At 48.9% G+C, this 13,096-nt stretch carries 1 protein-coding gene (cut by a window edge); it reads left to right on the top strand.

What is annotated here, in order from left to right; all coding sequences use genetic code 11:
• Positions 1 to 13,067 carry the 3' portion of an SDR family NAD(P)-dependent oxidoreductase gene (locus tag ACL9RM_RS03280; protein WP_414126198.1) on the top strand. The gene continues 6,634 nt to the left of window position 1, outside the view, so only the last 13,067 of its 19,701 coding nucleotides appear in the window; its start codon lies beyond the left edge, outside the window; the stop codon is at positions 13,065 to 13,067.
• Positions 13,068 to 13,096 lie beyond the last annotated feature (29 nt).

A 13,096-nucleotide genomic window follows, 5' to 3' on the forward strand; every position in this document is an offset into this window, starting at 1 on the left:
GCGAAAGCAGTCTGGCCGATGTGGCCTACACGTTGCAGGTGGGACGCGAAGCCATGGAAGAGCGCTTGGCAGTGATTGCAGGGTCTATGCAGGAGCTGGTGGATAAGCTGGAAGGATTCCTGGAAGGACGAGACGGAATCCCTGAGTTGTACCGGGGCCAGGTCAAACGGAATAAGGAGGCGCTGACGGCGCTGGTAGAAGATGAAGACATGGAGAGAATGATTGCTGCCTGGATAGGGAAAAGGAAATATTCGAAGGTTGTTGATCTCTGGGTCAAGGGACTGGCAATGGATTGGAACCTGCTTTATGGGGATGCCAAGCCGCGGCGAATTAGCCTGCCGGCCTATCCTTTTGCGAGGGAGCGGTACTGGATCACGGATATTATGAGTCCCTCTGTAGAAAGAGTCTCTTCTGTAGAAAGAGCCGTTACGGAAGCTCAGGAAAAGGCTATTCCCGTCCAGACTCATGCGATGCAGCCAACAGCCCTAATGCAATCCGTTTTTTTGAATAGTTCTGAAAAACCAAGCGCTATATCCTTACCGAATTTGTTGGACCGTCAGCCGCATCTAAGCAAGTCTGCCAACCAGGAGGGGACAACGATCATGTTAACTTCACTGGAGGAGACATCGCACACATTAGAGGATGAGAAGAAGACGGAAGCGCTGTCGTCTATTCCTTCTGCAATATCAGCGGAAATATTGCAGGAGGAGCTGACAACAAGCCTGGCGCAGGCTTTATATATAGATCGGAGCGATATCGATTCGGATAGAAACTTTGTTGATCTTGGATTGGATTCCATTATAGGCGTAGAGTGGGTTCGTAGCATTAATAAGCATTACAATACATCCATAACAGCGACAAAAGTCTACGATTATCCAACCATCCGGGATTTTAGCAAATTTGTAGAGAAGGAATTGTTGAGCAAATCAATTGCGTCATTCTCTGCCCAGTCTATTTCGGATCATTCTCCAGCAGAGTATTCACCGTCATCCGTTGCATTAGAGCCGGAGAAATCGGCAGAGGCTTCCATTCAGGTGAATTTGATGCCGATTTCGTTTGAAAGGCAGGCGCAGGCCAGCATGGCTGAGTGCAGCGCCTCTGCAGAGCTGTTGCAGGAAGAACTGACGGTAAGCCTGGCAGAGGCTTTGTACATGGAACGGAGCGAGATCGAGGCGGATAAAAACTTTATAGATACCGGACTAGATTCCATTATAGGTGTAGAGTGGGTTCGAAACATAAATAAACGATATGGCACATCCATAGCAGCGACCAAGGTCTACGACTATCCGACTATTCGCCAATTCGCTACATTTTTGGCACAAGAAATCAATAAGCATGGAGGAAGCTTCAATCAACAGTTCTTGAGCACAGTCCCGGACACGGACAAGCCTATTGCGAAAGTCCATTCGAAGGGACCTGACACGATGCAATGCTCTCCAAGGCTATCGCCTAAGGGGGAGCCCGAGCCATTCCACCTGGTAAAGGTAGCAGAGGATTCATCGCCTTTGCCTTCGGAAAATAAAGACGTAATTGCAATTGTCGGGATTTCGGGAAGATATCCTGGTGCGGAAGATGTGCAGCAATACTGGGATAATCTCGCTCTAGGCAAAAATTCCATTATTGAAATCCCGAAGGAGCGTTGGGATGTAAGCCAATATTATGATCCTCGTCCAGCGCAAGAGGGGAAAATCAATTGCAAGTGGCTGGGTGTTTTAGAGGATATGGAATATTTTGATCCGTTATTTTTCAATATTTCTCCTACCGAGGCGGAAGGAATGGATCCTCAGCAGCGCATCTTTATGCAGGAAGCATATAAGGCAATTGAGGATGCAGGCTATAGTGGCTCACAGTTGGGAAATAAAAAATGTGGGGTTTACCTTGGAATTTTAAATAATGAATATAGTATGCTGCGGTACAAGCATCAAGCGCAGTTCACCAATACTACCGGAAACAGTAACGCTATTGCAGCGGCTCGCATCTCTTATTTCCTCAATCTGAAAGGTCCAGCCATATCCGTAGATACGGCATGCTCCTCATCGCTGGTGGCAACCCATCTGGCATGCCAGGCGTTATCTAACGGAGAGATAGAAATGGCGTTGGTTGGCGGGGTGTCGTTATATCTGACTCCTGAATCGTATGTAGGCATGTCTGCATCCGGAATGTTGTCGCCAGATGGTCGGTGTAAAGCGTTTGACAATAGCGCCAACGGCTTTGTTCCAGGGGAAGGAGTAGGGGCGCTGGTTCTGAAGCGGCTGAAGGATGCTGAAGCTGATCGGGATCATATATACGGAGTTATTATCGGGTCCGGAATCAATCAAGATGGGAAAACCAACGGGATTACCGCGCCAAGCACAAACAGCCAAATTGAGCTGGAGCGGGAAATATACAACAAATATCAGATTGAGCCTGAAAGCATTAGCTATGTTGAAATGCATGGGACAGGAACCAAGCTGGGCGACCCTATTGAATTGGAAGCTTTATCAACCGCTTTTAAAGAAAAAACCGATCAGAAGAACTACTGTGCCATAGGTTCGGTAAAAAGCAATATCGGGCATACTTCTGCAGCAGCGGGCATAGCAAGCGTGCAAAAGGTGTTGCTATGCATGAAGCATAGAAAACTAGTACCGACACTGAATTTCAAGAACCCGAATGAGCATTTTGATTTTGATAATTCTCCTTTTTATGTCAATACAGAATTGAACGCCTGGGAACCTTCCCACGGGGATAAAAGGCGCGCCGCTGTGAGCTCTTTCGGATTTAGCGGTACGAACGCCCATCTTATTATTGAAGAATATCGTCCCGGGACGGGAACATCTACGACATCACCAACAGCCGCCGATATCCATAATCCCGTTCTCTTCGTTTTGTCTGCCAAAGGTGAAAAGCAACTAAAAACGTATGCCGAAAGAATGAGGAGCTTTATTGCATCCCAGGAAAATCTTAACCTCTCGGATATGGGGTATACGCTGCAAGTGAGCCGCGAGCCGATGGATTACCGGCTGGCTTTTGTGGCAGATTCAAAAGAGGCAATGCTAAAAACGCTCGAAGGATTTGTGAATCATGATCCGCTTGCTGGCGTCCTAACGGCTCAGGTGAAAAAGAGCAAAGACGGGATTGTGATGTTTGAGGCGGATGAAGATGCCAAATCGTTGCTTGAAAACTGGATCAAGAAGAGAAAACTAAAAAAAATAGCGGAGTTGTGGGTAAAGGGACTAACTATTGACTGGAACAAGCTGTATGGGGACATCAAACCTTACCGGATCAGTCTACCGACCTATCCTTTTGCAAGAGAACGCTGTTGGGCGCCTGAGCTTGACAGCAAGGCAGGCAAAGGCATGACTTCTGTCACTGCTGCTTGGCTCCATCCTTTACTGCATCTAAACACCTCCGATTTCTCGGAACAGCGGTTCAGTTCGACTTTTACAGGCCAGGAGTTTTTCTTGAAGGATCATGTGGTGAATGGACGTAAAGTTTTATCCGGGGCTGCTTGCCTTGAAATGGTCCGGGCAGCCGTGGATCAGGCAACAGGATCTGATGAGGGCGGGCCAACCGGAATTTGCCTTAAAAACGTGGTTTGGGCACGGCCTATTATCGTAGAGCATGGGCCACTACAGTTACACATCGGACTTTTCCTGGATGATCATCAAGAGATTTCCTATGAAATATATGGGGAGAGCGAAGAAGCTGATGCAGGGATTGTGATATATAGCTACGGCAGTGCTGCACGAAGATCAGCTGCGGAGGTCCCAGCACTGAATATTAAAGACTTGCAGAATGTATGCAGTCGGAACTTCGATCCCACACAATTGTATAGAGTTTTCAGGGATATGGGAATGGATTATGGCCCTGGACATCAAGGGATTGAGATGGTGTATGCGGGAGAGGGTCAAGTGCTGGCTAAGTTATGCTTGCCGTCTTCCGTTTCTGACAACCAAAGCCAATTTGTCCTGCATCCAACTATGATAGATTCGGCCTTGCAGGCAACCATAGGCTTGACGCTGGGGTCTGGCGAGATCAAACCTTCTCTGCCTTACGCCATTCAAGAAGTTGAAATTATAAAAAATTGCAGCTCCATCATGTGGGCGTTGATTCGTTATAATGCAGACGGTATAGCTGAGGAAAAGGCACAGAAGCTGGATATTGACCTGAGTGACGAAACCGGAGCCATCTGTGTCAGGATAAAAGGATATTCATCAAGAATCCTGAATAGGGACTCGATTTCCTCGGATGTTCAGTCTAATTCTAGTAACTTGATGCTTGAACCCGTATGGAAAGAGCAAGGGATTGCTCTAGAGGCCGAAATGCCTGCATATGATCGCCATGTCGTGTTACTCTGCCAGCCGTCCGGGATTTCCCGTGAACAAGTTGAAGCTCGGATGGACGGCGTGCAATGCATTGTACTGCAACCCGACCGAAACGGAATCGCGGAACAGTTCCAGCGTTACGCCGTCCAGGTGGTTGAAGAGATTCAAAGCATTTTCAGGGAAAAACCCAATGGTAAGGTGCTGATCCAGATTGCCATAAGCGGACAGGAGGCGCAGCAGCTTTTCTCGGGACTTTCCGGTCTTTTAAAAACGGCCCGGCTTGAGCATTCAAAACTGGTAGGTCAGTTAATAGAACTGGGACAGGATGAGGACTGGGGAGCAATCATAGACATCTTAAAAGAAAACAGCCGTAGCCTCGAGGATGTCCAGATTCGGTACGAGAAAGGCACACGGTGGGTTTCCTGCTGGAACGAAGTTCACATCTCTCAGGAAGCGGCGGGTAACCCGTGGAAGGATGGCGGAGTGTACCTGATTACCGGCGGTGCCGGTGGATTGGGACTCATTTTTGCCAGAGAGATTACGGATAAAGTCCATAAAGCCGTCTTGATTTTAACGGGGCGTTCCACGCTGGATGAGGGCAAACGGGCTGAGATAAAGAAAATGGAGGCATTAGGGGCACGAATCATATACAGGCAGGTCGATGTGACTCAGGAGCAGGCGGTGACCGATTTAATCCAGGAAATTCAGGAGGAATTCGGAAACATCAATGGCATCATTCACAGTGCAGGTGTCATTCGCGACAACCGCATACTCCAAAAAAATAGCGAGGAGATGCTGGAGGTTCTAGCTCCCAAAGTATTAGGGACAGTGAATCTGGATCAGGCGAGCAAGAACTTGCCGCTTGACTTCTTTATTCTATTTTCGTCTGTAGCCGGAGGATTAGGTAATCAGGGACAGGCAGACTATTCTGCAGCTAATGCGTTTATGGATGCTTATGCCGGATACCGGAACACTCTGATAGCATCTAAGCAGCGACAGGGTCAAACGCTATCCATCAATTGGCCGCTATGGAAAGAGGGTGGGATGCGTATTGATGAGGAGACGGAGAAGCTGGTAAGGCAGCGTACAGGCATGAGCGGCATGTCAACCTCTTCCGGCATTCAGGCCTTGTACCGTGGCATGATCGCAGGCGTTGATCAGGTTATGGTGATGGAAGGCAATCTTGCAAAAATGAAGAAAACCATGGGGTTAATCACGACTCCAGAGACTAGGCAGCCTGAAAAGGTGACAGGAATTTCAGAAGCTTCCTCTGAAAGCAATGTCGTACCAGATCTGCTGGACAAAGTGCAGGCCGCGATGATACAGGCTGTGTCAAAATTGCTGAAAGTCAAACTTGAAGATATTGATGCACATGTAGAAATGAGTGAGTATGGCTTCGATTCCATCCTGCTCACACAATTTACCAACAACATCAATCACTCATACCGGCTTGAGCTGACGCCGGACATATTTTTTGAATACACAACGATTCATGACTTCACCAGATATTTGGTGGACGAATATGATGCCGTGCTTGGCGAGCAGTTTGCCGTGCATGCCCGGACTGAGCCTGCTGTGCAGGCCGTGGAGGATGGTAGGGAAGACAGTACCCGCGGTAGACGGCAGCGTTTCCGGTTTGCAGGCGGGAATGTGTTGTCCAATCCGCAACTGACTCAGGCTGCTCCTGAACCCATTGCCATCGTGGGAATGAGCGGTGTATTTCCCATGGCCCGGGATGTGGATGAGTTTTGGAAAAATCTTGAGGAAGGCAGGGACTGTATCACTGAAATCCCTGAAGATCGCTGGGATTGGAAGACGTATTACGGTGACCCTGAGCAGGAGGCCAATAAAACAAACATCAAGTGGGGCGGGTTTATTGACGGGATCTATGAGTTTGACCCGCTATTCTTTGGAATTTCACCGCGGGAAGCCGCACTCATGGACCCGCAGCAGCGGTTGTTGATGACCTATATCTGGAAGGCGATTGAAGATGCAGGCATTCAGGCTGGGAGTCTGTCGGGAACCCGCACAGGAATCTTTGTAGGTACCGCGAACAGTGGCTACAGCGGTATGATCTATCAGGGAAATGTGGGTGTCGAGGCGTATTCCTCCAGCGGTATGGCACCGTCTGTTGGGCCCAATCGAATGAGCTATTTCCTTAATATTCATGGTCCGAGCGAGCCTGTCGAAACGGCTTGCTCCAGTTCGCTGGTGGCCATTCACCGGGCCGTTAGGGCCATAGAGGATGGAAGCTGCGAGATGGCGATTGCGGGTGGTGTTAATGTGATTATCACACCTGAACTCCATATCAGCTTTAACAAAGCAGGAATGCTGTGTGAGGACGGTCGATGCAAAACCTTCTCCAATAAGGCCAATGGCTACGTGCGTGGTGAAGGGGCCGGCATGCTTTTCCTGAAAAAGCTGAAGGATGCAGAGAAGGATGGAGACCATATTTATGGCGTGATTCGGGGTACTGCCGTCAATCACGGAGGCCGGGCCAATTCCCTGACAGCTCCTAATCCGAGGGCTCAGGCGGATGTGTTGGTAAATGCATATACAAAGGCCGGAATCGACCCAAGGACTGTCTCTTACATTGAGGCCCACGGGACAGGCACCGAGCTGGGCGATCCGATTGAAATTAACGGACTGAAAGCAGCTTTCAAAGAGCTTTATGAGAATACAGAAGGGCCCGGGATTACAGAATCCCATTGCGGATTGGGCTCGGTGAAGACCAATATCGGACATCTGGAACTGGCTTCTGGAATCGCGGGCGTCATAAAAGTGCTGCTCCAGTTAAAGCATAAAAAGCTGGTCAAAAGCCTTCATTGCGATGCAATTAATCCTTATATAAAACTTGAAGGCAGTCCGTTCTATATCGTTCAGGAGGCGCAGGAGTGGAAGCCACAGCGGGATACTCGAGGGGAAAATATTCTTCGGAGAGCAGGTGTTAGCTCCTTTGGATTCGGGGGTGCCAATGCCCATTTGGTAATCGAAGAATATATTCCTGGAAAGCAGGAGCAGAATTCTATTACCCTTACCACCCCAAAATCGGCTATTGTGGTGCTGTCAGCCAAGAGTGAAGGACAACTACAAGAGCAGGCGCAGCTATTACTAGCTGCAATCGGGGAGCATCCGTTCACAGACAGCAGTCTGGTAGATATAGCGTATACCCTTCAGGTGGGGCGCGAAGCGATGGAAGAACGTTTGGCTTTCGTTGCAGGCTCTCTCCGGGAGCTAGAAGAGAAATTAAAAGGATTTGTGGAAGGCCGGGATGGTATCCACGGCTTATACGTGGGACACGACAAACGCCATAGAGAAGAAAATAGAGCTCGTGAAGACGGAGAGGGTGCGGGCACGGCGATTGATGTGTTAGTTAGCGAAGGCAGCTATGGAAAAATCGCTGACCTTTGGGTAAAAGGAGTCGTTATTGACTGGGCCCTGTTGTACGGAGAGGCTAAACCAAACCGTATCAGTCTGCCAACCTATCCCTTTGCCAAAGAACGATATTGCATAACCGATATCAATAAACGGACGGGAGCAAGCGGTGTAGTGCTGGAAAGGGAGACAGCAGTCGGCATTCATCCCCTACTTCAGCGCAATACGTCCAATATTTATGGACTGCAGTTCAGCTCCATTTTTACGGGGAAGGAATTTTTCCTGTCTGACCATGTGATAAGGGGGCAGAAGCTCTTGCCTGGAGTGGCCTACCTTGAAATGGCGCGGGCGGCAGTAGAGCAGGTTGCAGGATCTCCAGAAGACAAGTGGACGTCCATCCGGTTAAAAGATGTGGATTGGATCCGGCCTGTTGTGGTTGCGGAGGAGTCGGTGGATGTCAGTATTGGGCTCTATCCTCAAGATGGCGGGGAGATCGCCTATGAAATTTACAGCAAGTCTGGAGCAACGGACACGGAGCTGGTGGTGCATAGTGAAGGCAGGGCAGTAATTGTTCCGGTGGCAGAGATCCCCGCTATAGATATTGAAACCTTGCTGGAGCAGTGCAATCTGGGCTTCTTCTCATCCCGTCAGTGCTATGAGGCGTTTGCGACGATGCAGGTATCCTATGGGCCGGGACACCAGGGAATTGAGAAAATATATATCGGGGTGGGTCAAGCGCTTGCCAAGTTGTCCTTGCCTTCTTCCATCTACTCTACGATGGAACAGTTTGTGATGCACCCTAGCTTGATGGATTCTGCTCTTCAGGCGACGATAGGCTTGATTATGAGTACAGGTGATCGCAAAGCTTCCATTAAGCCAGCTTTACCATTTGCATTGGAAGAGCTTGAGGTGTTTAACGGATGCACATCAGAGATGTGGGCCTGGATTCGTATGAGTGAGGGCAGCAGGCAAGATGGTCCGCTGCAAAAATTAGATATCGATTTGTGTGACGAGCAGGGGAATGTTTGTGTGAGAATGAAGGGATTCTCATCACGAGTTGCTGAAGGAGGAACAGGGGGCCCAGATGAATGGACTGCACCTGAGACTTTGATGCTTGAGCCTGTGTGGGAAGAACAAGCGATTGCTCTGGAAGGAACAGCACCTGACTATCAACAGCATCTGGTAATTTTATGCGAACCGGGATATATTTCCGGGGAAATTATTGAATCGCAAATGAACGGGGTGCAGTGCCTCATTCTCCAATCCGAAGAGAAGAGCATTGATGCACGGTTTAGGACTTATGCGACACAGGTGTTTGAGGCAATTCAACATATTCTTAAAACGGAATCCAAAGGCAAAACATTGGTTCAGCTTGTCGTTCCGGTGCAGGATCACCAACAGGTATTCTCGGGACTTTCCGGACTCTTAAAAACAGCATGGCTGGAGAATCCAGTACTGGTTGGCCAGCTGATAGAAATGGATGTGGAGCAGGATTCAGCAGGTATGATAAATATCCTGCAAGAAAACAGTCGCAGCTCTATAGAACCACATATCCGCTATCAATCGGGTAGACGGCATGTTGCCGTATGGACGGAAATTAAAGCCTCCGGCGAAGTGATCAGCATTCCGTGGAAGGACAGGGGAGTATTTTTGATTACCGGCGGAACTGGAAGTCTCGGTTTGATTCTTGCCGAAGAAATTACACGACAGGCCAGGGATATTGCTTTAATTCTTGTCGGACGCTCCCCGCTTCGTGGTGACACCAAAGCAAGGATTGAGGAGATAGAGGCTTTAGGTGCAAGAGTAGTATTCCGGCAAGCCGATGTCGCCAATAAAAGGGCGGTTGAAGATTTGATTCGGGATATTCAAGAAGAGTTTGGGAAACTGGACGGAATTGTGCACAGCGCAGGAATGGTTAGCGATAATTTCATTATTAAAAAAACACGGGAGGAATTGCAAAACGTTTTGGCACCAAAGGTTACGGGCTTGGTGAATCTGGATCAGGCTTGCAAGGAAATTCCGCTGGACTTTTTCATCCTTTTTTCATCCGTTGCAGGGAGCCTCGGGAATATAGGACAGGCTGACTATGCTGCTGCCAATGCCTTTATGGACGCCTATGCCAAGTACCGCAGTACACTGGTAGAGCGAGCACAACGCCAGGGGCGGACGATTTCAGTTAATTGGCCTCTCTGGAAAGAAGGCGGAATGCGTATTGATGGGGAAACAGAAAAGATCATGGAAGGGATGGGGATGTTTGCAATGGAGACGGGTGCAGGAATTCGGGCTTTGTATCAGAGCCTGGCTTCCGAAAAGAATCAAGTCATGGTGTTGGAAGGGCATGCCAGTCAGCTAAGAGAAACGCTCCTGCAGCAACCGTCCCTGAATCAGACTGGAGATGCCTCCTCTATGATAAGGGAAAGCGAGATGGGTTCGGTCATCGGACAAGACCTGCTTGCCGAAAAAGCGGCAAATTATTTAAAGCAATTGCTCGCTACATCCATCAGGCTGCCGGCAAGGCAGATTGAAACCGATGCCCCTATGGAGAAGTATGGCATTGATTCCATTATGATTAAACAGCTAACCCGTGAGTTGGAGAAAACGTTTGGAACACTGCCCAAAACTTTATTTTTTGAATACCAGAATATCCGGGAATTGACCCAATATTTCCTCAAAGTCCACCAGAAGCAGCTGATTAAATTGCTTGGAATCGAGACAGAGGTCAACGCTGCGAAAGAGTTCAAACCTTCTACGAAGGAAAACGACCCGGTAAGGTCACTTTCTGATAGTCGGAAGCAATCGCGTTTCATGCCAGTTCAGGCAAGTTTCCAACCGCAACCGGCAAGAGCAGGCGGATCGGAGGAAATTGCCATTATCGGTTTGTCGGGCATGTATCCCGATGCAGAAAATATACGGGAATTCTGGAACAATCTGCGCGATGGGAAGGATTGCATTACGGAAATCCCCAAAGATCGCTGGGATCACAGTGTGCACTTTGACGAGGACAGGGACCAGTCCGGAAAAACTTACAGCAAGTGGGGAGGCTTTATCAAAGGTGTGGATCAGTTTGATCCCATGTTTTTCAATATCTCACCTAGAGAAGCACAGATCATCGATCCTCAGGAGCGTCTATTCCTGAAATGCGTCTATGAAACGATAGAGGATGCAGGCTATACCCGGGAAGCGCTTGGACTGGAGCGGGGCCTTGGGCAGGATAGGAATGTGGGTGTTTTTGTCGGGGTCATGTATGAAGAATACCAGCTTTATGGAGCACAGGAACAAGCTAGGGGCAGAATGATTGCCGTTCCTGGCAATCCGGCTTCCATCGCAAACCGGGTATCTTATTTCTGTAACTTCCACGGTCCGAGCATGGCTGTGGACACCATGTGCTCTTCTTCATTGACGACCATTCATCTGGCCTGCCAAAGCTTGCAACAAGGCGAGTGTGAGCTTGCCGTTGCTGGCGGCGTCAATGTATCCATTCATCCGAACAAATACCTGATGCTTGGGCAAGGGAGGTTTGTATCGAGTAAAGGACGGTGCGAAAGCTTTGGACAAGGCGGAGATGGATATGTGCCGGGAGAAGGCGTAGGAGCTGTACTGCTCAAACCACTGGCCAAAGCTATTGCAGATGGCGACCATATATATGGGGTCGTAAAGGGGACCTCGGTGAATCATGGAGGGAAGACAAACGGATTCTCAGTTCCGAATCCCCATGCGCAGGCCAGTGTCATTGGAAGGGCATTTAAGAAAGCAGGAATTAACCCCAGAACCATCAGTTACATCGAAGCGCATGGCACTGGGACATCCTTAGGTGATCCCATTGAAATCGCCGGATTGCAAAAAGTGTTCCAGGAATATACGGAGGATAAGCAATTTTGCGCAATCGGATCGGCAAAATCAAATATTGGGCATTGTGAGAGCGCGGCAGGGATTGCCGGAGTTACAAAGGTGCTCCTTCAGCTCAAATACGGACAAATCGTGCCTTCGCTGCATTCAAAAACACTAAACCCGAATATCGATTTTAGCGATAGTCCTTTTATAGTTCAGCAGGAGCTGGGGGAGTGGAAAAGACCCGTCGTCACAATGAATGGGAAGACGGTTGAATACCCAAGAATCGCAGGTATTTCCTCCTTTGGCGCCGGAGGCTCCAACGCACATGTGCTTATTGAGGAATATATCCCTGAGGAACAGGAGACTAGACAAGCTGCCACTTCACTGCAAAATCCTTTAATGATCGTGCTGTCGGCGAGGAATAAAGAGCGACTGGATGAACAGGTACAAAGGCTGCTGGCTGAACTCAAAGAGCCGGAATACTCGCAAACCAGCCTGGAGGATATAGCATTTACTCTGCAGGTGGGACGGGAAGCCATGGAAGAACGGTTAGCAGTTATAGTTAAGTCTACCCGTGAACTTACAGGAAAGCTCGAGAGCTTTTTAGCGGGGGATGAGAATATTGACGGGCTATATTGGGGTCAGGCAAAGAAGAATAAAGACATCCTAGCTGTTCTTGAGGCGGACGAAGACATGGCAAAAATGGTGGATAGTTGGATAAGCAAGGGTAAGTATACAAAGCTGGCGGAGCTTTGGGTTAAGGGGCTGCTCTTCGATTGGACTAGACTTTATGAGAATACCAGCCCTCGTCGGATTAGTCTGCCAACTTATCCATTTGCCAAGGAGAGCTATTGGATCTTCGCGCGTGGGGGCGAATCCCGGGACGTCGAGGCGGAATCTCCTGTAGCCGAGGTGTCGGTACAAGAGCTCGTTTCCAGCCCTCCTGCAGTTAACCATAGCAACGATAATGTGCAGAGACAGACTTTGGCGAAAGTACCTGAAAAACCGCAGGGCATTTTGCTGAGCTCCGTTTCCAACATCCAGATGGTAGCAGATAAGCCGGAGAAGTCAGCCGCGCTGGCAGAATCCAAGCCTGCCCCGCCGCAACCTGAGGCCAAGCCTTCTTCGTCGCCGCCCGCTGCCAGGGATGAGGCAAAGCGGTCGACATATGCGCCAACGGCTGTACGGATAGAAACATTGGAGAAGGAACTGGTAGAAAGTCTTGCGAAATCCCTGAGTATGAATGAAAAGGATATTGGCCGGGACGATCAATTTATTGATATGGGGCTGGACTCTATTATAGGTGTAGAGTGGGTGCAGGCTGTGAATAAACGCTTTGGAACAGCTATTCCAGCAACCAGAGTGTACGATTATCCTAACATTAAAGAATTCTCCAAATTTTTGGCAAAGGAATTGAACAAGTCGGCGGGAGATACAAATCAGGCTTCTACAGAGCCGAAGCCTAAGCAGCCCATGCAAGCCTTGATACAGAAAGTACTGCAGGGTGAGTTGGATTTTGAACAGGCCGACCAGTTATTCAACCAATTACACTCGTAGACAGCCAACACAATATTTGTCCTATTTCA

Origin of the sequence: Paenibacillus sp. S29, from assembly GCF_049319765.1 — a bacterium.
Classification (GTDB): Bacteria; Bacillota; Bacilli; order Paenibacillales; family Paenibacillaceae; genus Paenibacillus; species Paenibacillus polymyxa_B.